General features: G+C 70.7%; 18 protein-coding genes and 4 tRNA genes. 12 read left to right on the forward strand and 10 right to left on the reverse strand.

Annotated elements, in window-relative coordinates; all coding sequences use genetic code 11:
• Positions 1 to 15: 15 nt before the first annotated feature.
• A complete protein-coding gene (gene purM, locus ACFV9O_RS24185) occupies positions 16 to 1,080 on the forward strand; it encodes a phosphoribosylformylglycinamidine cyclo-ligase (protein WP_385421094.1) in 1,065 nt (354 codons plus the stop codon).
• A 74-nt stretch (positions 1,081 to 1,154) separates the two neighbouring features.
• Here the strand turns inward: purM and ACFV9O_RS24190 are convergent, their stop codons facing one another.
• Positions 1,155 to 1,418, reverse strand: coding sequence for a DUF3073 domain-containing protein (locus ACFV9O_RS24190; RefSeq protein ID WP_360445526.1), 264 nt, complete (start codon positions 1,416 to 1,418; stop codon positions 1,155 to 1,157).
• A gap of 330 nt (positions 1,419 to 1,748) precedes the next feature.
• Positions 1,749 to 2,831 carry a Leu/Phe/Val dehydrogenase gene (locus ACFV9O_RS24195; protein WP_385421096.1) on the reverse strand — a complete coding sequence of 361 codons (1,083 nt, stop codon included), beginning with the start codon at positions 2,829 to 2,831 and terminating at the stop codon, positions 1,749 to 1,751.
• A gap of 156 nt (positions 2,832 to 2,987) precedes the next feature.
• Between ACFV9O_RS24195 and ACFV9O_RS24200 the strand changes: the two genes are divergently transcribed.
• Positions 2,988 to 3,833, forward strand: coding sequence for a hypothetical protein (locus ACFV9O_RS24200; RefSeq protein WP_385421097.1), 846 nt, complete (start codon positions 2,988 to 2,990; stop codon positions 3,831 to 3,833).
• Between the two features lie 479 nt (positions 3,834 to 4,312).
• Entirely contained in the window at positions 4,313 to 4,519 is a 207-nt protein-coding gene (bldC, locus tag ACFV9O_RS24205; RefSeq protein ID WP_003949541.1) for a developmental transcriptional regulator BldC, read from the forward strand.
• A gap of 296 nt (positions 4,520 to 4,815) precedes the next feature.
• Here the strand turns inward: bldC and ACFV9O_RS24210 are convergent, their stop codons facing one another.
• From ACFV9O_RS24210 to hrpA, 3 genes are all read right to left on the reverse strand, one after another.
• Entirely contained in the window at positions 4,816 to 5,079 is a 264-nt protein-coding gene (locus ACFV9O_RS24210) for a DUF6274 family protein (protein ID WP_385421099.1), read from the reverse strand.
• A gap of 313 nt (positions 5,080 to 5,392) precedes the next feature.
• Positions 5,393 to 5,467 (reverse strand) — tRNA-Asp (locus tag ACFV9O_RS24215).
• 101 nt (positions 5,468 to 5,568) lie between these two features.
• Complete coding sequence (hrpA, locus tag ACFV9O_RS24220) at positions 5,569 to 9,510, reverse strand: ATP-dependent RNA helicase HrpA (RefSeq protein ID WP_385421101.1); 3,942 nt, start codon at positions 9,508 to 9,510, stop codon at positions 5,569 to 5,571.
• Between the two features lie 181 nt (positions 9,511 to 9,691).
• On the opposite strand from hrpA, the gene ACFV9O_RS24225 reads away from it, so the two are divergent.
• The 3 genes from ACFV9O_RS24225 (at position 9,692) to ACFV9O_RS24235 (ending at position 11,800) form a co-directional block, all read left to right on the forward strand.
• Positions 9,692 to 10,177 (forward strand): hypothetical protein, encoded by a 486-nt coding sequence (locus ACFV9O_RS24225; RefSeq protein WP_385421103.1) that lies wholly within the window; start codon positions 9,692 to 9,694, stop codon positions 10,175 to 10,177.
• Between the two features lie 70 nt (positions 10,178 to 10,247).
• On the forward strand, positions 10,248 to 10,976 hold the full coding sequence (locus ACFV9O_RS24230; protein ID WP_385421104.1) for a DsbA family protein: 729 nt from the start codon (positions 10,248 to 10,250) through the stop codon (positions 10,974 to 10,976).
• Positions 10,973 to 11,800, forward strand: a complete 828-nt coding sequence (locus ACFV9O_RS24235) for a cytochrome c biogenesis CcdA family protein (RefSeq protein ID WP_385421106.1) — start codon at positions 10,973 to 10,975, stop codon at positions 11,798 to 11,800. The genes ACFV9O_RS24230 and ACFV9O_RS24235 overlap by 4 nt, the downstream gene beginning before the upstream one ends.
• A gap of 57 nt (positions 11,801 to 11,857) precedes the next feature.
• Here ACFV9O_RS24235 and ACFV9O_RS24240 read toward each other — a convergent pair whose 3' ends face one another.
• From ACFV9O_RS24240 to ACFV9O_RS24260, 5 genes are all read right to left on the reverse strand, one after another.
• A complete protein-coding gene (locus ACFV9O_RS24240) occupies positions 11,858 to 12,055 on the reverse strand; it encodes a hypothetical protein (RefSeq protein WP_385421108.1) in 198 nt (65 codons plus the stop codon).
• A 378-nt stretch (positions 12,056 to 12,433) separates the two neighbouring features.
• Positions 12,434 to 12,507: transfer RNA gene (locus tag ACFV9O_RS24245), tRNA-Phe, on the reverse strand.
• Between the two features lie 22 nt (positions 12,508 to 12,529).
• Positions 12,530 to 12,604: transfer RNA gene (locus tag ACFV9O_RS24250), tRNA-Asp, on the reverse strand.
• Between the two features lie 46 nt (positions 12,605 to 12,650).
• A tRNA-Glu gene (locus ACFV9O_RS24255) sits at positions 12,651 to 12,723 on the reverse strand.
• 193 nt (positions 12,724 to 12,916) lie between these two features.
• Positions 12,917 to 14,521, reverse strand: a complete 1,605-nt coding sequence (locus ACFV9O_RS24260; RefSeq protein WP_385421109.1) for a metallophosphoesterase — start codon at positions 14,519 to 14,521, stop codon at positions 12,917 to 12,919.
• Positions 14,522 to 14,592: 71 nt separating this feature from the next.
• Here ACFV9O_RS24260 and ACFV9O_RS24265 point away from each other — a divergent pair, with 71 nt between their 5' ends.
• From ACFV9O_RS24265 to ACFV9O_RS24290, 6 genes are all read left to right on the forward strand, one after another.
• Positions 14,593 to 14,943 (forward strand): metallopeptidase family protein, encoded by a 351-nt coding sequence (locus ACFV9O_RS24265; RefSeq protein ID WP_385421111.1) that lies wholly within the window; start codon positions 14,593 to 14,595, stop codon positions 14,941 to 14,943.
• Between the two features lie 107 nt (positions 14,944 to 15,050).
• Complete coding sequence (locus ACFV9O_RS24270) at positions 15,051 to 15,653, forward strand: hypothetical protein (protein ID WP_385421113.1); 603 nt, start codon at positions 15,051 to 15,053, stop codon at positions 15,651 to 15,653.
• A 254-nt stretch (positions 15,654 to 15,907) separates the two neighbouring features.
• Positions 15,908 to 18,172, forward strand: a complete 2,265-nt coding sequence (locus ACFV9O_RS24275) for a DEAD/DEAH box helicase (protein ID WP_385421115.1) — start codon at positions 15,908 to 15,910, stop codon at positions 18,170 to 18,172.
• Between the two features lie 199 nt (positions 18,173 to 18,371).
• Positions 18,372 to 21,521 carry an FG-GAP-like repeat-containing protein gene (locus ACFV9O_RS24280; RefSeq protein WP_385421117.1) on the forward strand — a complete coding sequence of 1,050 codons (3,150 nt, stop codon included), beginning with the start codon at positions 18,372 to 18,374 and terminating at the stop codon, positions 21,519 to 21,521.
• A 352-nt stretch (positions 21,522 to 21,873) separates the two neighbouring features.
• Positions 21,874 to 24,903, forward strand: coding sequence for an FG-GAP repeat domain-containing protein (locus tag ACFV9O_RS24285; RefSeq protein WP_385421118.1), 3,030 nt, complete (start codon positions 21,874 to 21,876; stop codon positions 24,901 to 24,903).
• A 138-nt stretch (positions 24,904 to 25,041) separates the two neighbouring features.
• Positions 25,042 to 25,665 carry an FG-GAP repeat domain-containing protein gene (locus ACFV9O_RS24290; protein ID WP_385421119.1) on the forward strand — a complete coding sequence of 208 codons (624 nt, stop codon included), beginning with the start codon at positions 25,042 to 25,044 and terminating at the stop codon, positions 25,663 to 25,665.
• The last annotated feature ends 129 nt before the right edge of the window (positions 25,666 to 25,794 follow it).

Genomic DNA, 25,794 nt, shown 5'->3' on the forward strand with positions numbered 1-25,794 from the left:
GAAAGATCCCAGGCAATGTCTGAGACAGGTGCTTCCTACGCGGCCGCGGGCGTCGACATCGAAGCGGGCGACCGCGCAGTCGAGCTCATGAAGGAGTGGGTGAAGAAGGCGCAGCGCCCCGAGGTCCTCGGCGGCATCGGCGGCTTCGCCGGCCTCTTCGACGCCTCCGCCCTCAAGCGCTACGAGCGTCCGCTGCTCGCCTCCGCCACCGACGGCGTCGGCACGAAGGTCGATCTGGCCCGCCAGATGGGCGTCTACGACACGATCGGCCATGACCTCGTCGCGATGGTCATGGACGACATCGTCGTGTGCGGCGCCGAGCCGCTCTTCATGACCGACTACATCTGCGTCGGCAAGGTCCATCCCGAGCGCGTCGCCGCCATCGTGAAGGGCATCGCCGAGGGCTGCGTGCTGGCCGGAACGGCCCTCGTGGGCGGTGAGACCGCCGAGCACCCGGGCCTGCTGGGTCCGGACGACTTCGATGTCGCGGGCGCCGGTACGGGCGTGGTGGAGGCCGACCGGCTGCTGGGCGCGGATCGTATCCGTACGGGGGACGCGGTCATCGCGATGGCGTCCTCCGGCCTTCACTCGAACGGGTACTCGCTCGTCCGCCACGTGGTCTTCGACCGCGCCGGCTGGACGCTCGACCGCGAGATTCCGGAGTTCGGCCGCACCCTCGGCGAGGAGCTGCTGGAGCCGACCAAGATCTACTCGCTGGACTGCCTGGCGCTGACCCGCACCACCGAGGTGCACGCCTTCAGCCACATCACCGGCGGCGGGCTCGCGGCGAACCTGGCCCGCGTCGTCCCCGACGGCCTGCACGCGGTCGTCGACCGGTCCACCTGGGCGCCGGGCGCGGTCTTCGACCTCGTCGGCTCGGCCGGCCAGGTCGAGCGGCTGGAGCTGGAGAAGACCCTCAACATGGGCGTCGGCATGATCGCCGTCGTTCCGGAGGAGTCGGTCGACGTCGCGCTGACGACCCTCGCCGACCGTGGCGTCGACGCCTGGGTCGCCGGCGAGATCACGGAGCGTGGCGAGCACACCACCGGCGCGGCCCTGGTCGGGACGTATTCACATTAGTGCCGTCGCGAGCTGAACAGCACTAAACCCGGTCCGGGGTGAGGCCCCGGACCGGGTTTCAAGGTGTGCTGGCGTCAAGCGCCGCGACGCTGCGAGGGCGAGGACTCGTCGTCCTCCTCGTCGTCCTCGTCATCGTTGTACAGCTCCGCGTAGCGGGCGTACGGGTCGTCTTCCTCGTCGTCCTCGAACGGCTCAGCGTTCGGCGGCTGGCTCGAAATCGGACTCGAAGTCGATGCGCCCAGCTCGTTGGCCAGACGCGACAGGTCAGTCCCGCCGCTGTTGTACTTCAGCTGGCGGGCGACCTTCGTCTGCTTGGCCTTGGCCCGGCCGCGCCCCATGGCTCGACCCCCTCGGTGACGGGGCTCGACGGCCCCAGAGTCTTGACACGCGTTCATGATTCGGAACGGGCTCTCCTCGGAGAGACCGGTCCGTAGAGCTTCAACGGTACCTGCTTCCGCGGCCATACGGTACGCCGCCCGCATGACGTGCCACCTCGCAGAACCGGCAAGGTGCCCTGTCCTCGCTGGTCAACTGCGATTTTAACCTCTTCTGGACGGTCGACCCGCCGACCGGCGTGAGTCTTGTCTCCCCGGTCGGCGGTGACCCGTCCCCCGGCTGTTCCCCGACCGTGTCATGGCCGTGTCGCAGCCGTGCCCAAGGCCGTCGGCTCAGCGGCCGCGCGCCTCGGCCATCCGCTGCTCGGCGATCCGGTCGGCCGCGGCGGCCGGCGGAATACCGTCCGCCTTCGCACGTGCGAATATGGCCAGGGTGGTGTCGAAGATCTTCGACGCCTTCGCCTTGCACCGGTCGAAGTCGAACCCGTGGAGCTCGTCGGCGACCTGGATGACGCCGCCCGCGTTCACGACGTAGTCCGGTGCGTAGAGGATGTGGCGGTCGGCGAGGTCCTTCTCGACACCGGGGTGCGCGAGCTGGTTGTTGGCCGCGCCGCAGACGATCCGCGCGGTCAGCACGGGCACGGTGGCGTCGTTCAGCGCGCCGCCGAGCGCGCACGGGGCATAGATGTCCAGGCCCTCGGTGCGGATCAGCGCGTCCGTGTCCTCGGCGACCTGGACCTGCGGGAACTTCTCGGTGATGCGACGCACCGACTCTTCCCGCACGTCCGTGATGACGACCTCGGCGCCGTCCTCCAGCAGGTGCTCGACCAGGTAGTGGCCGACCTTGCCGACGCCGGCGACACCGACCTTGCGGCCGCGCAGCGTCGGGTCGCCCCACTCGTGCTGCGCGGAGGCGCGCATGCCCTGGAAGACGCCGTACGCGGTGAGGACGGAGGAGTCGCCCGCGCCGCCGTTCTCGGGGGACCGTCCCGTGGTCCAGCGGTTCTCGCGCGCGACGACGTCCATGTCGGCGACGTACGTGCCGACGTCACAGGCCGTGACGTACCGGCCGCCGAGCGAGGCCACGAACCGGCCGTAGGCCAGCAGCAGCTCCTCGGTCTTGATCAGTTCCGGATCCCCGATGATCACGGCCTTGCCGCCGCCGTGGTCGAGACCGGCCATGGCGTTCTTGTACGACATCCCGCGCGAGAGGTTCAGCGCGTCGGCGACGGCCGCTTCCTCGGAGGCGTAGGGGTAGAAGCGCGTGCCGCCGAGGGCGGGGCCCAGGGCGGTCGAGTGGATGGCGATGACGGCCTTCAGGCCACTGGCGCGGTCCTGGCACAGCACGACTTGTTCGTGGCCCCCCTGGTCCGAGTGGAACAGGGTGTGCAGGACGCCGTCGGTCACATCGGTCACGGTGGTGACTCCCAAGTACGAAGCGGCGATTTGTGGACCCTCCTGCGGGTGGGGAGGGACCCGGTGGGCAAGAGAGTAAGTCCTACGGGTGCGTAGATCCGACCCGGTGCCCAGGATCACCCCCTCCCGGAGTACGTGCGTGGAAGGATTTGCGACATGCCGGCCGTCACTTCTGTGCTCGTCCCTTATGCGTCCTACCTGCGGGTGTACGAGCCGCTGGCCGCGTTTCCCGAGTCGGAGCGGGGTCACTGGGCCCGCTACGTCCGCGAAGGCCGTACGCCCACGGCGCAGGATGAACTCCGACGTTCGCTGGCGGACTTGCTGCCGACCCCTCCCGTGCCGGTGCCGGTCCACGAGAGCGCGGACGCCTTCGTCACGGAGGTGGACGGGGTGGTCTGCGTGTGCCCTTGGCGCACCCGGCTGCGCGGCTGGCTGGCGCTGGAGGAGCTGGGCACCCTGCTGCCGTCTCCGGTGCTGGACGCGGTGCTGCCGCCGGTGGTGCGCGGGCAGGCCGCGGCGGACTACGAGGCGTGGCGCGAGCGCAACCCCGATGCCAGGCCGTGGATCAGGACGGCGGTGTGGCAGGTGCCGGTGCGCTGGTTCGCGCTCTTCGCGGACGAGGAGCGCGAGTACGAGCCGGGGGACGTGGCCGGGGTGCCGCCCACGCTGCGCTACCGGACGCCGATGGTGCAGGCCAGACGCAGGCTCGCGCGGGCGCTGAAGACGCTGCGGGACACGATCGACGAGGGGCCGCTGACCGAGGGCCTGGTAGATGTGGGCAAGTGGATGGAGGAATTCCACCCCCGCTCACTGGTCGAGCTCGACTACGGCGGGCTCGTCCACGCCCTCTCCCCGGAGGAGCTCGCCGACGACCGCTCGGCGGCGGATCTCGCCGAGGGGATCGCGGCGCTCAGGGCCGGCGACGGCGACGTCGCGGGCGAGGCATACGGGCGGCTGAGCGAGCGGTGGAGGGCGGTGCGGGATCGTCAGTTCGCGAACTGACGCCCCGGCGGCGAACTGCTGAACGGGCAATGACGGGACGTAGGTCCCGATCCGGGCCTTTGGCTCAAGGGTGACGGACAGCACTAAGTCGCTCCTTGCGTCCATCACCCACCCTCGTGCCAAAATAGGACAAGGAGTCCGGGGAGGGTTCCTTCCGCCTACATAAAAGGTGGATTGCTCAGCATTGCACTCTATGGGGGGTCTGATGACTCCTGATCGCTCTGTGACTGATCGTCACTGTGACGTGACTGTCCGTTATGGCATGGTCCATCGGCTTCCGCCGCTGATGAACACCTGAGAGGGCAATTCCATCGGTTTGGCCGACGTGGCTGGACAGATGGTGTAGTTGTAGTGCCGAGGACAAGCCGTTCGTCCTATAACCGACTCGGCCCGCGTCTGCCATTTCGGGCAACGCGGGTCAAGGTGCAGAATTTAGAGGAAAGAACCGAGAAGGTTCGGTTCTCCCGAGGAGGCCGCTCATGACCGCTCGCACCCCTGATGCCGAGCCGCTGCTGACCCCGGCTGAGGTTGCCACGATGTTCCGCGTGGACCCGAAGACGGTCACTCGCTGGGCCAAGGCTGGCAAGCTCACGTCCATCCGTACGCTCGGTGGACACCGCCGGTACCGCGAGGCAGAGGTCCGCGCACTGCTTGCGGGTATTCCGCAGCAGCGCAGCGAGGCCTGACACCCCGATAGCAGGGCATAGCCGGGTCCCCCAACCCCGCAAGCCCGAACAGAGCTCGACACGGCGGGCGCCTGCCCCAACAGGTTTCGTCGTCGATCGCGCTGGACTCCGCCGGGTCCAGCGCGATCTTTTTTGTGCGCGCGCGGCCGGCGGTGCGGGGCGGCGATACGTTGGCCAAGGGGTTGCGCGGAGTGGCGAAAACCCCTCCCAGGCAGGTGCAATTGCACATATTAAATTGGGTGGTTGTAGGGGGTGTGTAAGTTCCGCCGTTCTGAAAACTCGTTGAGTGACTCCCGTCACATGCCCGGGGGCCGGGTCGAGGGGGCGTCCTCGGCGGTCGTCTCCTCGCGCTCGTCCCGCTCCTCCCGCTCGGTGGGTTCCAGGGAGTCCATCGGGTCCACGGCGTCCATGGCATCCACGGTGTCCACGGTGTTCATGGCGAGGCGCAGCAGCCGATGGCAGACCGGACAGTGCTGGGTGAGATGCCGATAGCCGGAGACGGCCGCCAGATGGGCGCGCAGCAGCGCCCTGGTCTCGTGCCTCGCTGTGGATGCCGCCATGCGCCACCTCCGCGGTCGGGGGCCCCCTACCCCTGTCTTGACTGGGTACCGGCGGCAAGTGGCCCCGTCAATACGCCAGAAGGCCCCGCACCAAGCGGTTCGGGGCCTTCCACATCTGTTCGGCCGCCTGGCGGGCGCCAGGGCCGGCCTGCCGAAGGCCCGCACCCGATGATGCGGGGGCCTTCGTTGCTGCGGTCCTGACGGGATTTGCCGTGTCGATTGCGGCTCCGCCGCGGGCGCGGCAGCCTGGCCGGCACGAGGTCCCGCATGCCGAAGGCCCCCGCACCAGACGGTGCGGGGGCCTTCCTTACTGCGGTCCTGACGGGATTTGAACCCGCGGCCTCCACCTTGACAGGGTGGCGAGCACTCCAAACTGCTCCACAGGACCAGGTTTCGCAGCTCCGTACTTCCTCGGCTGCGAAAGAGACTGTACAGCAGGTCAGACGGTCCGGTCGAACTCACTCAAGGCGACGGCCGCGTCACGGCCGTTCACGGCGCCGCCGCGTCGATCGCCTTGACGATGCGCTTGTCCGATACGGGGTACGCCGTGCCCAGGGCGTGGGCGAAGTAGCTCACCCGCAGCTCCTCGATCATCCAGCGGATGTCCAGGGCCTCCTGCGGCACCGGCCGCCCCTTGGGCAGCTGCTCCAGGAGCCAGGCGTACTCGTCCTGCATCTCGTGGACCTTCTCCATGCGCGTCGTGTCGCGCTGGACGGCCGTCGGCATCTGCTGCAGCCTGCGGTCCACCGCGATCAGGTAGCGCATCAGGTCGGGCAGCCGCCGCAGGCCCGTCCGCGTCACGAAGCCGGCCGGCACGAGGGCCGCCAGCTGCTCCCGTACGTCCTGGACGTTGTTGATGAGGGCCAGGCTGTTCGTGGCCTTGAGACGGCGCTCACAGGCCTGCCAGGCGGCCAGGATCTGCCCGACCTGGTCCACGGTCCGTACGGTCGTGTCCACGAGGTCCGCGCGGACCTTGTCGTACAGCTTCCGGAACGATTCCTCATCCCACGCGGGACCGCCGTGGTCGGCGATCAGCTTGTCCGCCGCCGCGGTCGCGCAGTCGTCGAAGAGCGCCTGGACGGAGCCGTGCGGATTGCGCGAGAGGGCGAGCTTCTGCTGGTTCGTCATCCGTTCGGACGCGAACTTCGCCGGGTTGACGGGGATGTTCAGAAGGATCAGCTTCCGCGTGCCCTGCCACATCGCCTGCGCCTGCTCCGCCTCGGTGTCGAAGAGGCGTACGGCGACGGTCTCGCCCTGGTCGACGAGGGCCGGGTACGCCTTGACGGGCTGGCCCGCGCGCCGGGTCTCGAAGACCTTCGTCAGCGTGCCGATCGTCCAGTCGGTGAGGCCCGTGCGCTCGACGGCCGTCCCGCCCGGGCGCTCGGCGGTGGCCGCGGCGGCCTCGGAGAGGGCCTGGCGGGCCTTGGGCTTCAGCTGGAGCCGGAGCGCCTCCAGGTCCTTGGCCTCTGCAAGCTTGCGCCGACGCTCGTCGATGATCCGGAACGTGATCTTCAGGTGGTCCGGGACCTTCGAGAGATCGAAGTCGTCGCCCGTGACCGGCACGCCGACCATGCGCTTCAGCTCACGCGCCAGTGTGACCGGCAGCGGCTCCTGCAGCGGCACGGCCCGCTCGAGGAACGCCTTCGCGTAATTCGGCGCGGGCACGTAGTGGCGGCGGATCGGCTTCGGGAGGGAGCGGATCAGTTCCGTGACGACCTCTTCCCGCAGCCCCGGGATCTGCCAGTCGAAGCCCTCGTCCGTGACCTGGTTGAGGACCTGGAGCGGGATGTGGACGGTGACGCCGTCCGCGTCCGCGCCCGGCTCGAACTGGTACGTGACCCGGAACTTCAGCTGTCCCTGCCGCCACGAGTCGGGGTAGTCGTCCTTGGTGACCGCCCCGGCCTTCTCGTTGATGAGCATCTCGCGCTCGAAGTCGAGGAGCTCGGGCTCCTCGTGGCGCTTGTGCTTCCACCACGAGTCGAAGTGCGCCCCGGACACGACGTGCTCGGGCACCCGCTGGTCGTAGAAGTCGAACAGCGTCTCGTCGTCGACGAGGATGTCGCGGCGCCGGGCGCGGTGCTCCAACTCCTCGACCTCGGTGAGGAGTTTGCGGTTGTCCGCGAAGAACTTGTGGTGCGTGCGCCAGTCGCCCTCGACGAGCGCGTTGCGGATGAACAGCTCGCGGCTCGTCTCCGGGTCGATCCGCCCGTAGTTGACCTTGCGCTGGGCGACGATCGGGACGCCGTACAGGGTGACCTTCTCGTACGCCATCACGGCCGCCTGGTCCTTCTCCCAGTGCGGCTCGCTGTACGTGCGCTTGATCAGATGCCCGGCGAGGGGCTCGATCCACTCCGGCTCGATCTTCGCGTTGACCCGGGCCCAGAGGCGGGACGTCTCGACGAGCTCGGCGGACATGACGAAGCGCGGGGGCTTCTTGAAGAGGGCGGACCCGGGGAAGACGGCGAACTTCGCGCTGCGTGCGCCCAGGTACTCGTTCTTCGCGCCTTCCTTGATGTCCTTCATGCCGATGTGGGACAGCAGGCCGGCGAGCAGCGAGATGTGCACGGACTGGTCGGGCGCGTCAGTGCCCGCCGAAGGCTCCTCGAGGTGCATGCCCATCTGCTTGGCGACCGTGCGCAGCTGCGCGTAGATGTCCTGCCACTCGCGGATGCGCAGGAAGTTCAGGTACTCCTGCTTGCACATCCGGCGGAAGCTGGAGGAGCCGCGCTCCTTCTGCTGCTCGCGGATGTACCGCCACAGGTTGAGGAAGGCGAGGAAGTCGCTCGTCTCGTCCTTGAAGCGGGCGTGCTGCTGGTCGGCCTGCGCCTGCTTGTCGGCGGGGCGCTCGCGCGGGTCCTGGATGGAGAGCGCGGCGGCGATGACCATGACCTCGCGGACGCAGCCGTTCTTGTCGGCCTCGATCACCATCCGGGCCAGGCGGGGGTCGACGGGCAGCTGGGCCAGCTTGCGGCCCATCTGCGTGAGCCGCTTCTTCGGGTCCTTCTGCGCCGGGTCGAGCGCGCCCAGCTCCTGGAGGAGCTGCACGCCGTCGCGGATGTTGCGGTGGTCCGGCGGGTCGATGAAGGGGAACTTGTCGATGTCGCCGAGGCCGGCCGCGGTCATCTGCAGGATGACGGAGGCCAGGTTCGTACGGAGGATCTCCGCGTCCGTGAACTCGGGCCGGGAGAGGAAGTCCTCCTCGCTGTACAGCCGGATGCAGATGCCGTCGGACGTACGGCCGCAGCGGCCCTTGCGCTGGTTGGCGCTGGCCTGGCTGATGGCCTCGATGGGGAGGCGCTGGACCTTGGTGCGATGGCTGTAGCGGGAGATACGGGCGGTGCCCGGGTCGATGACGTACTTGATGCCGGGGACCGTCAGCGACGTCTCGGCGACGTTCGTCGCGAGGACGATGCGGCGGCCGGTGTGCGGCTGGAAGACGCGGTGCTGCTCGGCGTGCGAGAGGCGGGCGTAGAGGGGGAGGACCTCGGTGTTGCGGAGGTTCTTCTTGTTGAGCGCGTCCGCGGTGTCGCGGATCTCGCGCTCACCGGAGAGGAAGACCAGCACGTCGCCGGGGCCCTCGGACCGGAGCTCGTCGACCGCGTCGCAGATGGCGGTGATCTGGTCGCGGTCGGACTCCTCGCCGTCCTCCTCCAGGAGCGGCCGGTAGCGGACCTCCACGGGGTACGTACGCCCGCTGACCTCGACGATCGGCGCGTCGCCGAAGTGGCGCGAGAAGCGCTCGGGGTCGATCGTCGCGGAGGTGATGACGACCTTGAGGTCCGGCCGCTTCGGCAGCAGCTGGGCCAGATAGCCGAGCAGGAAGTCGATGTTGAGGCTGCGCTCGTGGGCCTCGTCGATGATCAGCGTGTCGTACGCGCGCAGCTCGCGGTCCGTCTGGATCTCCGCGAGCAGGATGCCGTCCGTCATGAGCTTGACGAACGTGTCCTGCCCCACCTGGTCGGTGAAGCGGACCTTCCAGCCGACGGCCTCGCCGAGCGGGGTGCGCAGCTCCTCGGCGACGCGCTCGGCGACCGTGCGGGCGGCGATCCGGCGGGGCTGGGTGTGCCCGACCATGCCGCGCACGCCCCGGCCCAGCTCCAGACAGATCTTGGGGATCTGCGTGGTCTTGCCCGAGCCGGTCTCACCCGCGACGATCACGACCTGGTGGTCCCGTATCGCCGCGAGGATCTCGTCCTTCTTCTGACTGACCGGCAGCTGCGCGGGGTATGTGACCTCGGGCACCCGCGCCGCGCGCTCGGCGGTGCGGCCGGCGGCCTTGGCGGCCTCGGCCGCGATCTCGTCCAGCACGGCCTGCCGCGCCTCGGGCTTACGGATCCGGCGGGTGCCTTCGAGCCGCCGGCCGAGCCGGTGCGCGTCGCGCAGCGAGAGCTCGGCCAGCTGGGTCTGGAGATCGGCGAAGGAAGTAGACATACGGAACCCAGGATCGCACCCGCGCGAGCGGACTGGCGAACCCATTTCCGGTGGGCGGGGCGGGGTCCCCCGGCCGGCCCCGGCGCCGGCCCCAGTACCGACCGCGGCCCGGCGGCCCGGGTCCGGGGGTCCAGGGGCCCTTACGATTGCGGCACACCGACGACCAGGAGACCGCCCGCCCATGCCCAGTGCGCGCAGCCGCCGGGGCCGTGACGCCTTCGCGGTCATGGTCGCGTCGGCGGCGGTGCTGTTCGGGGTCCTGCTGGGTACGGGGACGAGCGGCGCGGCTGCGCATGGTGTCGCGTCGTGGGTGGCGGCCGGCGTTTCCGCGTCGGCGGTCGCGGGTGCTCCCGAGCCGGTGGTGGCGGATGTTGCCACGCAGGTGGTGGCGGATGTCCCCCCATCGGTGGTCGTGGCCGCCCCGGCCGGTGAGCACGGGCCGCCCGGATGCGACAACGGCTCCCAGGACGACGGCGGGCCGAGGCCCGCCGTCCCGCCGCGCGGTTCGTCCTCGTACGAACTGCTCCCGGCTCTCCATACCGCCCACGCCACCTCTGCCTCCGGCTGCCGGACGGTGGACGACATCGTGCTGGAGGTCGCGCCGGAGCGCGGACCGCCGCCCGTCGTCGCACCGAGCCCGACAGACCTCTCCGTCCTGCGCGTATAGGCGGGGCACGGCCGTACTGCCTACGTCCTGCTCGCCTTTTCGCGCCCGGAGAGAACCCACAGTCATGCCCATGTCCCGTTCCCGCACGCAGATGAAGCCCTTCGCGCTCGGCGCAGGAGTCGCCGCCGCGGCCGTGCTGCTCGGCGTCGTCTCGTACACCGCAACCAGGCCCACCCAGCCCGCCGAGCCCGCGGCGGCCGCCGGCGGCGCGGTCGCCGCGGTGCCGGCCGACCCGCAGGCCGGGGTCCACCCCGAGCTGGAGAAGCTCGCCCGGCGCGACGCGAAGGACCCGCTCGCCCTGGGCCGCGCGGACGCGCCCGTCGTGATGGTCGAGTACGCCGACTTCGCGTGCGGCTACTGCGGCACGTTCGCGCGCGACACCGAGCCAGCGCTGGTGAAGAAGTACGTCGACAACGGCACCCTGCGCATCGAGTGGCGCAACTTCCCGATCTTCGGCGAGGAGTCCGAGGCCGCGGCCCGCGCTGCGTGGGCGGCCGGGCAGCAGGGCCGCTTCTGGCAGTTCCACGAGGCCGCGTACGCGGACGGAGCGAAGGAGAAGGGCTTCGGCGGGCAGCGGCTGCGCGAGCTCGCCGAGCAGGCGGGGGTCCGGGACCTGGACCGCTTCGCGCACGACGCCGACAGCGACGCGGCACGCGAGGCGGTGGAGCGGGACCGGGAGGAGGGGTACGGACTGGGCGCGACGTCCACGCCGTCGTTCCTGGTCAACGGCCGCCCGATCGCGGGCGCGCAGCCGGCGCGGACCTTCACCGAGGCGATCGAGGCGGCGGCCCGGCGATGACGGACATCGGCTACCTGGCCGCCTTCCTCGGCGGCCTGCTCGCGCTGCTCAGCCCGTGCAGCGCCCTGCTGCTCCCCGCGTTCTTCGCGTACTCGATCGACGCCGCGGCCAGGCTCGTGGCCCGGACGGGCATCTTCTACGCGGGCCTCGCGACCACCCTGGTCCCGCTGGGCGCCGCCGGTTCGTACGCCGGACGGCTCTTCTACGGCCACCGCGATCTGCTGGTCACCGCCGGCGGCTGGCTGATCATCGCCCTCGGCCTGGCCCAGATCGCGGGCCTGGGCTTCGCGTCCCGCCGCCTCGCCGAGGTCAGCGGCCGGATCCGCCCCACCACCGCGGTCTCGGTCTACGCCCTGGGCATGGTCTACGGCCTGGCCGGCTTCTGCGCGGGCCCGATCCTCGGCAGCGTCCTGACCGTGGCGGCCCTGAGCGGCAGCCCGGCCTACGGCGGACTCCTCCTCGCTGTCTACGCCCTCGGCATGGCCGTACCGCTCTTCGCCCTCGCGCTCCTGTGGGAGCGCTACGACCTGGGCGCGCGCCCATGGCTGCGCGGCCGCACCGTCCGCGTCGCGGGCCGCTTCGAGCTCCACACGACATCCGCCCTGTCGGGGCTGTTCTTCATCACCCTGGGCACCCTCTTCCTCGCCTTCGACGGCACCACGGCCCTCCCGGGTCTGCTCTCCGCCGACGCTTCGTTCGCCGCCGAGGAATGGGCCGCCGGCCTGGGCCGCGCGGTCCCGGACCCGGCCCTGCTCATCCTTGTCGTCGCGGTCACCGCGATCGGGCTGGCGGTACGAGGATGGCGCCGCCGCGAGCGGGTCTGACGCCGGTGGTGAGGGGCCCGCGGGTGCGGATCCCTCACCCGCCGCCCGGGTGGGTCTTCAGCTCTGCATCGCGTGGAGAGTCACAAGGGCGGTGCCGCCGGCCTCGTACCGGAAGGAGAGCTGGACGCCGTCCGCCATCACGGACGTTCCGAAGCTGTGGCGCAGGCACAGGTCCTCGGCACACTCCTGCTCCTGCTCCGGCTCCAACTCCGGATACGCGGCCTTCAGCCAGGGCGCGACCTCGGACCGGTCCATGCGGAACGTGCCGTTGCCGCCTGCTCCTGCCAGTAGACGGATTCGCAGGCCTGGTCCGTCGCGCTGTCAGGAAGCGTGCCGTGGGCGAACTTCAGAGCGGACGCGCAGCTGATCTCGCCGCGCCCGTCCCACCCCCATACGAGGGTCTCGAACATCCCCCAGCCCAACAGGGCGGCCGGCACCGCCAGGATCGCGGCCGTCACCCGCCGCCGCGTGCTCCATCGCCCCGCACCCACCGTGCACCCCTTGTCACCCCGAGCGGCCGGCACCCGACCGGCGGCACCGGATCGTAGCCACAGGGCCCGGACTGTTGGCGCGAACAGCAGAACGCCCGCTCCGAGAAGCCTCGGGGCGGGCGTTTTCCCTTTTCAGGGGCGGTGGCTGGGGCCGGGGTCGAACCGGCGACCTTCCGCTTTTCAGGCGGACGCTCGTACCAACTGAGCTACCCAGCCACGCAGCTCTTGCGAGCTGCGGCGGTCCTGACGGGATTTGAACCCGCGGCCTCCACCTTGACAGGGTGGCGAGCACTCCAAACTGCTCCACAGGACCAGAGGTGATGCATTGTGCGAGACATAGTCTCGCACACAGTGATGCGTGCCCCCAACGGGATTCGAACCCGTGCTACCGCCTTGAAAGGGCGGCGTCCTGGGCCACTAGACGATGAGGGCTAAGGGCCCACCTGGGCGCTTCTCAGCGCGTCGGGGACGTGAGAAGCATATGGGATGCGGGGAGCTATCGCCAAAACGCTTTTCGGGGAGGTCCGGGGGCGCCCCCCGGGCAGGCGCAGCGGGGATCCGGGGGGCGCCCCCTCGACACGTACCGCGGGGGCCGGGGGACGCCTGCGGAAAGACACGGCCGAGATCACTCGGGTGGCGTCCCCGAGGGGGACGCGGGCGACGACCCGCCGGAGGGTTCGGGGCCGGCCAGGTGGCGGCTGACCTCGGCCGTGGTGAGGCCCAGGCCGCCCAGGGTGATCTCGTCCCAGGCCTGGAGGCGGCGGGTGTCGCGGTCGAGGTAGAGGACGGAGGCGCGGACCTTCTCGGGTTCGTCGTTCTGGACCGCGCGCAGGCCGCCGCCGCCCGTGGAGCCCTCGATCTTGAGGCGCGTGCCGAGGGGGAGGAGTTCCGTCTCGCGGTGGTGGACGTGGCCGGCGAGGACGAGGGGGACCTCGCCGTCGGTCTCACGGGCGGCGACGGGGTTGTGGGCGACCGCGATGTCGACGGGGGTGCCCGCGCGGTGCTGGTCGCGGAGGGCGGAGGCGAGCCGGATGCCGGCCATGCGTTCGGCGGGGTCGCCCTGGGGCCGGGTCGTGCGGTCCGGGGTGAACTGGGGGTCGCCCGTGCCGGCCACCCGCAGGCCCGCGACGGTGACCGCGCGGCCGTCGTCGAGGACGTGGACGTTCCTGAGGCGTTCCAGGTGCCGCTGGGTGGTGAGCGAGTCGTGGTTGCCGCGGACCCAGACGTAGGGCGCGCCGAGGTCGGGGATCGGGTCGAGGAAGGTGTTCTCGGCGGCGGTGCCGTGGTCCATGGTGTCGCCGGAGTCGATGACGACGTCGATCTCGTACTGCTCCACGAGCGAGCCGATGATGTGCCACGCCGCCGGGTTGAGGTGGATGTCGGAGACGTGCAGGACGCGCATCGTGCCGGGGTCCGGCTGGTAGGCGGGGAGCGTGGACGTCGCGTCGTACAGCTTGGTGACGTTGGTGACCAGGCGCGCCAACTCCTTCTGGTAGACGTCGAATTCGGTGACGATCGAGCGCGCGTTGCCGACGACGGAGGGGGCCGAGGACAGGAGTCCGGAGAACTTCGGTTCCAGTACGGACTTCGGGTTCCAGGTGGCGTACGCGCTGATGCCGGAGGCCGCGAGGAGGACGAGCGCGAGGCCGCCCGCGGCGAGGGCGCGGCGCGGGCGGCGGTAGACGGCGAGGCCGAGCGCGGTGGCGCCGGAGACGACGGCGACGCACGAGCGCCACGCCAGCTCGCGGGTGCCGGCCGCGACGTCGTGGGTGACCTCGTCCTGGAGGCCGGAGAGGCGCTCGGGGTGCTCGACGAGGGCCTGGGAGCGGACCGGGTCGAGCCGGTCGACATCGACGTCGAGACGGATGGGCGCCACATGGGAGTCCAGTTCGAGGGCGCCCAGCGGGGAGACGTTGATCTTCGTGCCGCCGGTGAGGGACGGGCGCAGCGTCATGGTCGTGTCCATCGGCCCCACGGGCGTACGGACGGCCCCCACGACGAGGAGGCCGAGCCAGGCACCCGTCAGGACGACGGCGAGCAGTGCGAGTGCGCGGGCGTAGGGGTGCGAGGGGTGGGCGGGGTGGGCGGGGGCGAGGGCGGAGGTGTCGGCGAGGGGCTGGGTGGGGCTCGGTCGCTGGTGGTGCGACCGGTGGTCGTGCGACCGAGCCCGGTGGTATCGGCGCGTGATGCCGGTGAGGAGGGCACGGAACCGTTCACGAGCGCGGGCCATTGGTCCCGTATGCCCAGGCTCGGGGCGGGCTATGCCCGCGCCCCTGGACGTGTGTGCGTGACAATGGCCCCGTGCTGGAGATGACGCGCGAGGAGTTCGAGGAACTGGTCGCCGAGGCGCTGGACAGGATCCCGCCGGAGCTGACGCGGCTGATGGACAACGTCGCGGTGTTCGTCGAGGACGAACCCACCGCCGACGATCCCGAGCTGCTCGGCCTCTACGAGGGGACTCCGCTGACCGACCGCGGTGAGTGGTACGCGGGGGTGCTGCCGGACCGGATCACGATCTACCGGGGACCGACGCTGCGGATGTGCGAGTCCCGGGAGGACGTCGTCGTCGAGACCGAGATCACGGTGGTCCATGAGATCGCCCATCACTTCGGGATCGACGACGAGCGGTTGCACGCCCTGGGGTACGGATGAGCCGGTCCTCGCGCTGAGGCACGCCCGGCGGGCTCCGGGCGTGTCCCCCATGGGGCGAAGGGAGTTGGGCAGGGAAACCCGCGTCCCGTGCCCCGGAGGTGCCGCTCGTGCGCCAGTTGTCCGTTCCCGGCCGTTGTGCCGTATGGATCGCCACCGCACTGGCGGTCGCGGCCTCCGCAGGCTGTATGAGCGTCGGCGACGACGACGGCGGGCGGGAGCCCGCGAAGTCCCCGCAGCGCAAAGGGGCCGCGGCCGAGCCCGACGGCGGCGGAGCCGCGCCGGGCGGTGCGGGCGGACAGGGGCGTACGGGCATGGGCGGAGCGGCGCGGTCAGGCGGGGCCGCGGGCAAGGGTGGGGGCGAGGACGCGGGGGCCGGGGCGAGCCCGAGCGTGTCCACTGCGCCGTCCGTGCGGCTGCCCAGCGGCGGCGGGGGCGGCGGAGGCGTGAAGCCCGTCGATCCGCAGGGGCCCACGCCGCCCCCCGGTGAGCCGACCCCGCCGGGGCAGCCCACGTCTCCGCCCGGTGAACCCACCCCGACCGTGGAGCCGACGCCGTCGGACCCGGGCCCGGGCCCGACGGAGGAGCCGACCGACCCGCCGTCCGCGTCGCCGGCGGCCGACACCCAGATGGGCGCGATGCGGGCGGCCGACGACGACGGGCAGGGCATGCGCGCGGAGCCGACGGCGTCGCCGCAGATGGGGCCCGCGTGAGGGGTGCCCGACGAGCCTCGGGGCCTGTCGGGAAGAGGGCGGGTGTGACGAGTGCCGCAGTGTGGTGGTTTGCCTCCGGTGGGTCCGGGTGCGTATGGTGGTAGATCGTTTGATCCCATTGCCCGGCGCCGACACAGAAGAGCGCCGCGTGGCGCGTACTCTCCCTAGCCGTGGCTGACCGCATTGAGGCGGTCGAATTGCGAATTCACGGAGTTTGGGCGCGTGCCGAGACTCCGGAAGGTTTCGCATTTCGCATGTCCATTTCCAGTTCTGACCGTGCCGTCCTGCCCGAGAACGACGAGATCGTCGACGCTGTCGAGGCCGACACGGCCGACACGGCTGTCGAGGCCGAGGCCACCGAGGCCGAGGCCGCTGAGGCCGAGGCTCCCGAGGTGACCTTCGGCGACCTGGGCCTCCCCGAGGGCGTCGTCCGCAAGCTCGCCCAGAACGGTGTCACCGTCCCGTTCCCGATCCAGGCCGCGACCATCCCGGACGCCCTGGCCGGCAAGGACATCCTCGGCCGTGGCCGTACCGGCTCCGGCAAGACCCTCTCCTTCGGTCTGCCGACCCTGGCCACGCTGGCCGGCGGCCACACCGAGAAGAAGAAGCCCCGCGCCGTCATCCTCACCCCGACCCGTGAGCTCGCGATGCAGGTCGCGGACGCGCTCCAGCCGTACGGCGATGTCCTCGGTCTGAAGATCAAGGTCGTCTGCGGCGGTACGTCCATGGGCAACCAGATCTACGCGCTCGAGCGCGGCGTCGACATCCTCGTCGCCACCCCGGGCCGACTGCGCGACATCATCAACCGCGGCGCCTGCTCCCTCGAGAACGTCCAGGTCGCGGTCCTCGACGAGGCCGACCAGATGTCCGACCTGGGCTTCCTGCCCGAGGTCACCGAGCTGCTCGACCAGGTGCCCGAGGGCGGCCAGCGCATGCTCTTCTCCGCCACCATGGAGAACGAGATCGGCACGCTGGTCAGGCGCTACCTGAACAACCCGGTCAGCCACGAGGTCGACAGTGCCCAGGGCAACGTCACGACCATGACGCACCACGTCCTCGTCGTGAAGCCGAAGGACAAGGCGCCCGTCACGGCCGCGATCGCCGCCCGCAAGGGCCGCACGATCATCTTCGTCCGTACGCAGCTGGGCGCCGACCGTATCGCCGAGCAGCTCGTCGAGGCGGGCGTGAAGGCAGACGCGCTGCACGGCGGCATGACGCAGGGTGCCCGTACCCGGGTCCTCGCCGACTTCAAGGACGGTTACGTCAACGCGCTCGTCGCGACCGACGTCGCCGCCCGCGGTATCCACGTCGACGGCATCGACCTGGTCCTGAACGTGGACCCGGCCGGTGACCACAAGGACTACCTGCACCGTTCCGGCCGCACGGCCCGTGCCGGCCAGTCCGGCACGGTGGTGTCCCTCGCCCTTCCCCACCAGCGCCGCCAGATCTTCCGCCTGATGGAGGACGCGGGCGTCGACGCCTCGCGCCACATCGTCGGCGGCGCCGGCGCGTTCGACCCGGAGGTCGCCGAGATCACCGGCGCCCGCTCGCTGACCGAGGTCCAGGCCGACTCCGCGAACAACGCCGCCAAGCAGGCCGAGCGCGAGGTCGCCCAGCTCACCAAGGAGCTGGAGCGCGTCCAGCGCCGTGCCGCCGAACTCCGCGAGGAGGCCGACCGCCTGATCGCCCGCGCCGCGCGCGAGCGGGGCGAGGACCCGGAGGCCGCGGTCGCCGAGGTGACGGAGGCGGCCGAGGCGGAGGTCGAGGCTGCGGCCGCGGCTGCGGTCGTGGCGGAGCCGGTGCGCGAGACCCGCGAGGAGCGGCCGGCGTACCGCGACGAGCGGGGCAACTACGAGCGCCGCGACCGCGGTGGCGACCGTGGTGGTGACCGCGGTGGCTACCGTCGCGACGACCGCCGTGACGGCGACCGTGGCGGCTTCCGCCGTGACAACGACCGTCCGTCCGGTGGTTTCCGCCGCGACAACGACCGTCGTGACGACCGCCGTGACAACGACCGTCCCTCGGGCGGTTTCCGCCGGGACAACGACCGTCGTGACGACCGTCGGGACGGCGACCGTGGCGGCGACCGTGGCGGCTTCCGCCGCGACGACCGCCCCTCGGGTGGTTTCCGCCGGGACAACGACCGTCGTGACGACCGTCGGGACGGCGACCGTCCCTCGGGCGGTTTCCGCCGGGACAACGACCGTCGCGACGACCGCGGTGGCCGTTCCTTCGAGCGCCGTGACAACGACCGTGGCGGCTTCCGCCGGGACGACCGCCCCTCGGGCGGCTTCCAGCGCCGCGACAACGACCGTGGCATCGAGCGCCGTGACCACCGCGGTGGCAGCGACCGCCCGTTCAACCGCGACCGCCGCGACGACCGCCCCTCGGGCGGCGGCTTCCGCTCCGGCCACGACCGCCCGTACGGCCGCCGCGACGACCACCGTGGCTCGGGCTCCGGCACCGGCTCGTTCGGCGGTCGCCGTGACGACAAGCCGCGCTGGAAGCGCAACGGCTGACGCGTAACCGGACTCATGGGCCCGGACAGCACCGCGAGAGCGGTGGTGTCCGGGCCCGTTGTTATGATCCGCGCACTTGTGCGGGTGATCGGCGACGATCGGCGACGACTGGGGGGTCGGGCGCCTTCCCGCTCCCCTTTCGGGGACAGTCGGGGATTTTCCGGGGACCTTGGGGGGTCTTTTCCTGGCGAGACTTCGCGTGCGCCGTCGTGCGCTCGCTTCCGTACTCATCACCACCTGTGTCGCGGCCGGCCTGCTGCCGGCGGCCGTCGGTACAGCCGCGGCGGAGACCGTCACACCAGAAGTGGTGCTGGACAATCCGAGCAGAACCACGGCACAGCTCCTGGCGGCAGGCGACACCGGCTTCCTCTACCGCCAGGGCGGGCGGGACAGCGAGGGCATGCTGTGGAGCACGTACGACGGCTCCACCACGGTCTCCGTCCGCGACGACAGCGGCGCCATCCACAAGGGGCCCTGGGCGGGGTCCGACTGCTACGACATCTACAGCTCCTGCCGCGACGGTGAGTTCGGCCGTGGGGGCGACACCGTCGCCATGCCCGGGGATCCCTCGGCCGGCGATTTCCCCGTCACACTGCGGGACATGTCGACCGGAGCGACCCGGCAGCTCGACAGTTACGATCTCGCCTACCAGGGAACCTTCGGGTCCGTGGTCGTCGCCGGCTACCACCGGGACTCGTTCTCCCTGATGGACATCGTGGAGGGGGAAGAGCGGACCCGTCCCGTCACCGGCTTCCCGGACGCCGGCGACGGATCCGGCTACATCTCCGTGACCACAGGTGACCGCGACGGAGTCGTCGTTCTGTACGCCGTCGCCGAGGGCGACTACCGGCTCGGTTACGTGGACTTCGCCACCGCGACCATGACCGAGGCGTTCGCCGGCCTCGGCGACCTTGATCAGTACGACGGAGAGCCGCCCGAGACGGTGCTCGACGACGGACGCATCGGCTGGTACGACACCGCCGCCTCCACCCTGCACCTCAAGCAGCGGACGGCGCTGACCGCCCCGGCGGCGACGCATGCCCTTGCCGGAAGCGCCGCGTACGGCTCCGACGCGGCGCTCGTCGACGACTGGCTCGTACTCGCCGCGAAGAGTACGGAGGCGGACGCCGGTGACCCGGTGACGGCCCTGCCACTCGACGGCGGTCCCGCGAAGACCCTGCTGGCCCGGTCCGGCCAGGGCGTCCAGCCCGCGCCCGACGGCTCTGCCCTGGTCACCGGCGGCACGAGCGCGACGAACTGGTGGGCCTGGCGCATCAGGCAGGGCGGCGACGGCTCGCTCGGCCTCACCAAACTGCTGAAGCTCGCGCCGTACGAGACCGCCAAGGGCTCCCTCGCCTTCAGCCGGGGCCACCTGCGCGTCGGTTACGAGTCCGGGAGCTCGCTCAAGACCAACTCCTGGAACCTGGGCACGACGGGCAAGCCCGTGCCCAAGGTCCCGGTCGCCGGACCCGGGGCAGCCTCCAAATGCCCGGTCGGCACTCTCAAGTGCCGGGAGATCTGGGGCAACTACGCGACCGGCGGCGACGTCAAGCTGGAGCACCGGTACGAGGAGAACCTGGACTGGGCGGCCCCCATGGACGACGACGGGTCGTCCGGCGGCGGGCTCGAATTCCCCGCGGGCACCGCCGACGGCAGGATCGTCGACGTGTCGGACGGCTACGTCGTCTACAACTCCGGCGGCTCCGCCCCCAAGCAGTACGTGGGCGAGCTCGGCCGGACCGTCCAGCTGACCGGTACCGTTCGGGCGGCAGCGCTCGCCGGCCCCGTGCTGTGGCGCCCGACGACCACGGCGGGACAGCTCACCTCGTACGACCTGCGCACGTCGAAGACCACGAGCACGGTGACCGTGGGCGGCGCCTCGTGCGTGCCCAAGGAACTGCAGGCCGCGGGCAAGTGGCTCTACTGGAGCTGCGGAAGTGCCGGTCCCGCCGGTGTGTACGACACGGTGAAGAAGACGTCGGTCGCGGTGGCTGCGGGCGATGTGCTGCTCGGCGACGGCTTCACCGTGCGGCACGACCACGCCTCCGGCGCATTGCTGCTGAACGACGTGACGTCCGGTACGGCCGTCACCCGTGCCCTGGCCACCCTGCCTGCCACCGCCCTCACCATGGACCGCCGCTACCGCTGGGCCGTGGACGAGTACACCGGAATGGTGGCCTATGCCGGCGCGCTGGAGCAGGTACACGTCATCGGTGCCGTCGTCCGCCCGTCGACGCCGCCGACCGTGATCCACTCGGACGTGGAGGACGGGCTGTGGCTCCGCGTGACCGGCTACACCACGTGGGACGGGTCCTGGACGCTCTCGCGTCCCGCCGCCTCGTGGACCCTGACCATCAGGAACACGGCCGGGAAGGTGCTGCGCAAGCTGACCGGCACCGATGCGCACGCCGAGATCTCCGCGTCCTGGAACGGCCGCACGGACTCGGGCGCGTACGCGCCCAACGGCCGGTTCAGCTGGTCCCTGGCCGCGGTCCCGGCGGGCGGCGGCACGAGCGCCGTGACGCTCGCCTCGGGCCGCGGCACGCTCGGCGACGGCGCGGCGGTGCACCGCGACTACTTCGGTGACCCAGGGCGTCCCGACGGCGTCGGTGACCTGCTGACGCTCAGCTCCTCGGGCACGCTGTCGGTGCATTTCGCCACGGAGTTCGATTCGCAGGGCCTCTCCGGCAAGCTCTCGGGCAGTGGCTGGTCCACCTCCGCCGTTCCGGTGCCCGTCGGCGACCTGAACGGCGACCGGTGCAGCGACCTGCTCGTCCGGCTCGGGTCCGAACTGCGAGCGTACAAGCCGAAGTGCGGCGCGGCGCTGAAGCCGACGACGTCGTACACCTCCATCGGCACCGGCTGGAGCCAGTACAACGTGCTGACGTCGCCCGGCGACCTGACCGGTGACGGACGTCCGGATCTCGTCGCACGGCAGACGACGACCGGGGACATGTACCTGTACGCCGACGACGGCGCCGGCAAGCTGAAGTCGCGGGTCCGTATCGGCACGAACTGGAAGCTTTTCCGGGCGATCTTCGGGGCCGGGGACCTCAACGGCGACGGCATCGGCGACCTGCTGGCGGTGGACGGCGCCAACTCGCTGTGGCGGTACGACGGCACGGCGGCGGGCACGGTGAAGCCCAGGGTGCTGGTGTTCGGCAACAACTGGGGCATGAACCGCAACGCCTTCGTCGGCGTCGGGGACCTCACCGGTGACGGGAAGCCCGACCTGGTGTCCCGTAACACCGCCGGTGATCTGCTGCGCAACAGCGGGAACGGGGCCGGGTCCTTCGGGGCGACGGCGAGGATCGGGACCGGCTGGCAGGGGTACAAGGGGCTCTACTGAGCTTCCGTGACCAGCGCGGCCTCTGCGGCACTCAGGTGCGGCGAGGCCGCGCTGCGGCTTTGAACGGGTTCGAAAGTGTCTTACGTTGCAGGTGAGGTTGCTGTTACGATCCGTCCACTTGCGGTGGGGGGCTACGGCAAGGAAACGACTGTAGACGCCACGGTTTCGGTGCTGCGTCGCTCAAAGGCATTCGACGACCGCGTGGTCGTCGAAGTGCGTCGCCGCCTCATTTGGCCCCCTGCACCCAGGCTTCGGTTCCAGGGAAGGGGCCTTCTTGTCTCGCTTCGCGTTGAGCGGCCGCCGTGCCCGCACGGCAGCCGCGATCGCAGTGTCCGTCTGCATGGCCGTGGGAGTGAGTCCCCTCCTCCCCGGGGCGGCACAGGCCGCCGAGGCGCCCGAGGCCGCCATTCCTGCCATGGGGCGGGTGACGCCGCGCTCCGACGCCCTCCTCGCCGCGGGTGCGACCGGGTTCCTGCACCAGCAGGAGGGCACCACCGGCTATACGTGGACGACGTACGACGGCACGCGCAGTGCGGTGTCGCCCATCCCCGCGGCCACGAAGGCCGAGGCCGTCACGGGAACGGGAACGGACACGATCGCTGTCCACCCCAGTCCCACCGCCGGCACGGGCACGGTCGCCCTCTACAACCACGCCACGGGAACGGTCACGGAACGGGCCCTGCCCGCCGGCGCCGCGTTCTCGGGCGTGTTCGGCTCCAAGCTCGTCGTGGTGGAGAATCCGGACAGCCCGTCCACCAGTCGGGTACTGCTGCTGGACATCGCTGACGCGTCTGCCGAACCGGTCGTGGTCACCGGCCTGCCCCAAGGCACGTACCTCCTGCGCCGCGCTTACGCGGGTGACGCCAAGTCGGTGGTCATGGCCTACAAGACGTATGGCGGCAGCGTGGGATTCGGCCTGATCGATCTGGCGTCCGGGGACCTGACTCCTGTGCCCGGTCCGAAGGGGCTGGAGAGCACGTTTCTGCTCTCCGAGGACCGGATCGGCTGGGTTCCGTTTCGAGGCACGGACGTCAGCGTGCTCCCGCGCGCCGACCTCGCCGCCGCACCGGTGAAGCACCGCCTTCCCGACGCCTGGACATACCGGCTTGCCTTTGCGGGTGACCGGGTGCTCGCGACCCTGAAGGAATCGGAAGCCGGCTACGGCGAGTTCGTGTTCCGCCTGCCCGCCGGCACCGAGGCCGGGGCCGAGGTGCTGGCACACAGCGCGGGGCCGGCCGTTCCGGATCTCCTGCAAGGGCCCGGCGGCACCGTGCTGGCCGTGGGAGGCGACGACGCGGCCCACTGGGGTGTCCGGCGCCTCGGCGGTTCGTCGTCGGGCGACGCCGCGACCGTGCTCCCACTGCCCAAGCTGCCCTCGAAAGTCGTGGGCCTGACCCTTACCCGCGGGCTGCTGCGCAGGGCGGAGTCGTCCCGGCGCTCGGACGGGTCCGAGAGCCTCGTCGTCTTCAACCACGACGTGGGTGCTTCCGCGGTGCCGCAGGCAGGTGCGGCCTCGGGGCCGATGGCCATCGAGACGGCCACCGTCCGCTGCCAGACCGGCAGTGACTGCGTGAGGATGGTGGACGGCAACAGCTACGGTGTCGCGTATCTGGTCGACCAGGGGGACCACGTCCAGGTCCAGACCCGCATCGAGCCGAACACCTCCCACGATGAACAGGACCTGCCGACGGACGGCGGGCGGATCGTCGACGCGTCCCTCAGCCATGTGATCGTCGAGAGCGGTACCCCCGCGCAGCAGTACGTGCTCGAACTCGGAAGGAACTCGACCGCGCTCGTCCAGTCGGTGCGGGGCGCGGCGCTCTGGTACCACACCTTGTGGAGCACGTCGGTCGGCACCGGGATCGAGCCCGGCACGCTGAACGCGTACGACCTGGACACGCGGAAGACGGTGCGCACGCTGAAGACCGGCACGAAGTGCGCCCCGACCGAGCTCCAGGCCACGGAGCGCTGGCTGTACTGGTCCTGTGGGGCAGGCCACCCGTCCGGGGTGCTGGACCTGCGCAAGGGGACCTCGGTCGCGGTCCCGTCAGGTCAGGCTCTGCTCGGCGACGGATTCGTCGTGCGGCACGACCGCACGTCGGGTCAGCTGCTGCTCACCGATGTCCGCACCGGCACCGCCGCGACCGAGCGGAAGGTCGCCGATCTGCCGGCCGGACCGGTGGCGGACGAGCGCGGCATCACCTGGACCGTCGACAAACACGCGGGGCACCTGGCGTTCGTGGCTGCCGACCAGTCGGTGCGGGTACGTGGCATCGGCGTCGCCGGATCGCCGGCCGCCGCACTGGTCCTGCACCGGGACGACTCGGTGTCCCCGAGGAGGACGGACAACCCGTGGTCCTCCCGCTTCTTCTGGAGCAGGCCGGTCGAGTCGTGGACGGTTGCCGTCGCTCACAAGGGCAGTGGCCGTCAGGTGGCCTCCTTCACCGGCGGTGCCGAGCGGGAGTACTCGGACGCGCGCTGGGACGGACGCGTAGCCGGTGGTGCTCCGGCACCGAGCGGTCGCTACGTATGGAAGCTCACGGCCAAGACCTACGACGGTACGGCCCAGGTCGCCGCCGGCTCGGGCGAGTTCGACGTGTCCTGCGGTACGGCGGTGCTCCATTCGCTCGACTGCGACGGCTACCCCGATCTGCTCGGTCTCAAGTCCGACGGGAAGCTGCACTCGATCGAGGGCACGCCGTCGGGCACCTTCACCGACTACGGCTACATCGCGGACTGGCCGACGACGTCGCGGCTCGTGCCGTTCGGCGACATCGACGCCGATGGCGACAACGATCTGCTGGTTCGCGACAGCACGGGTGCACTGCGGGCGTATCTCAGCTTCGGGCAGGTCTATTTCAGCAAGGCGCAGAACAAGTCCGTGCTGATCGGCACCGGCTGGAACGTGTACAAGGACTTCCTGGTGCCCGGTGACGTGACCCTGGACGGACACACGGACCTGCTGGCCCGCGACACCAAGGGCGACATGTGGCTGTACGTCGCCACGGGGAAGTCGTCGTTCAAGCCCCGGGTCAGGATCGGTACGGGCTGGCTGGCGTACCCGAAGGTCCTGGGGGCCGGGGACATCACCGGAGACGGTATCGGCGACGTCCTGGCCGTCGACAAGTCCAACCAGCTGTGGCGGTACGACGGACGGCCGAACGGGACGCTGAAGCCCCGGGTGCTGGTGTTCGGCAACAACTGGGGGGCGTACCGGAACGTGATCATCGGGATCGGTGACATCACTGGAGACGGCAAGCCGGACCTGCTTTCCCGCAGGACGACGGGCGAGCTGATGCGCAACAGCGGCAACGGCGCAGGCTCGTTCGGCAAGACAGTCGTTCTCGGCACCGGATGGCAGCGCTTCTCCGGCATCTACTAGTTCCGCGTTCCGGTGGGGCGGTCCGGTCGGACCGCCCCACCGGCCTCAGGGCACGGACCTGGTGACTGCAAGGACTCGTTCCGGAGCACGGTCGTGTTCGGGATCGGCTGACAGGCATGGAAGAACATCACCGCACAGGTGGCGTTCGGCGACCCGACGGACAACGGCTGCAACGACGTCCTGATGCGCACCTCGGCCGGCGAGCTCCGCCGCTACGAGGGCGGCTGCGAGATGAGCGCCCTGCAGTCGGGCTCCTCGTACACCTCGCTCGGCACCGGCTGGAACGTCCACAGCGTGCTCACCACACCGGGTGACATCACCGGTGACGGGCTGCCCGACCTGGTCGCGCGTGCGGCGTCGACGGGTGACATGTGGCTGTACGCGGGCAAGGCGGACGGCCGGCTGAAGTCCGGGGTGAAGATCGGCACCAACTGGTCGGCGTACAAGAAGGTCGTCGGCGTGGGCGATCTGAACGGTGACGGCAACGGGGACCTGCTCCTGCAGGACGGCTCGAACGAGCTGTGGCGTCTCGACGGCCGCAACAACGGCACGTTCAAGAGCCGTGTCCTGGTCTTCAAGGACTGGGGCGCCAACCGCGACACGATCGTCGGCATCGGCGATCTCTCGGGTGACGGCAAGGCCGATCTGGTCTCCCGCGACACGTCGGGCAACCTCTGGCGCAACGACGGCAACGGGGCGGGCTCGTTCGGCTCCTCCAAGCTGCTCGGCGGCGGCTGGCAGGCGTACAAGACCATCTTCTGACGTGCCCTGGTGTGGCCCCCGCGCCCTCCCCCCGGGGCACCCCCCCCCCCCCCCCCCCGCCTGCTTATTCTGTTCCTCCCCCCCCCAGGGGGTTTTTTCCCAGGACAGTTACCCCCCTCTCCAAACCAC

It is taken from the genome of Streptomyces sp. NPDC059909, assembly GCF_042730885.1.
Lineage (GTDB): Bacteria > Actinomycetota > Actinomycetes > Streptomycetales > Streptomycetaceae > Streptomyces.

Coding starts and splice junctions, on each gene's coding strand:
- purM (WP_385421094.1), top strand. CDS start 16: ATGTCTGAGACAGGTGCTTCCTACGCGGCCGCGGGCGTCGACATCGAA.
- ACFV9O_RS24190 (WP_360445526.1), bottom strand. CDS start 1,418: ATGGGGCGCGGCCGGGCCAAGGCCAAGCAGACGAAGGTCGCCCGCCAG.
- ACFV9O_RS24200 (WP_385421097.1), top strand. CDS start 2,988: ATGCCGGCCGTCACTTCTGTGCTCGTCCCTTATGCGTCCTACCTGCGG.
- bldC (WP_003949541.1), top strand. CDS start 4,313: ATGACCGCTCGCACCCCTGATGCCGAGCCGCTGCTGACCCCGGCTGAG.
- ACFV9O_RS24210 (WP_385421099.1), bottom strand. CDS start 5,079: ATGGCGGCATCCACAGCGAGGCACGAGACCAGGGCGCTGCTGCGCGCC.
- hrpA (WP_385421101.1), bottom strand. CDS start 9,510: ATGTCTACTTCCTTCGCCGATCTCCAGACCCAGCTGGCCGAGCTCTCG.
- ACFV9O_RS24225 (WP_385421103.1), top strand. CDS start 9,692: ATGCCCAGTGCGCGCAGCCGCCGGGGCCGTGACGCCTTCGCGGTCATG.
- ACFV9O_RS24230 (WP_385421104.1), top strand. CDS start 10,248: ATGTCCCGTTCCCGCACGCAGATGAAGCCCTTCGCGCTCGGCGCAGGA.
- ACFV9O_RS24235 (WP_385421106.1), top strand. CDS start 10,973: ATGACGGACATCGGCTACCTGGCCGCCTTCCTCGGCGGCCTGCTCGCG.
- ACFV9O_RS24240 (WP_385421108.1), bottom strand. CDS start 12,055: ATGGACCGGTCCGAGGTCGCGCCCTGGCTGAAGGCCGCGTATCCGGAG.
- ACFV9O_RS24260 (WP_385421109.1), bottom strand. CDS start 14,521: ATGGCCCGCGCTCGTGAACGGTTCCGTGCCCTCCTCACCGGCATCACG.
- ACFV9O_RS24275 (WP_385421115.1), top strand. CDS start 15,908: ATGTCCATTTCCAGTTCTGACCGTGCCGTCCTGCCCGAGAACGACGAG.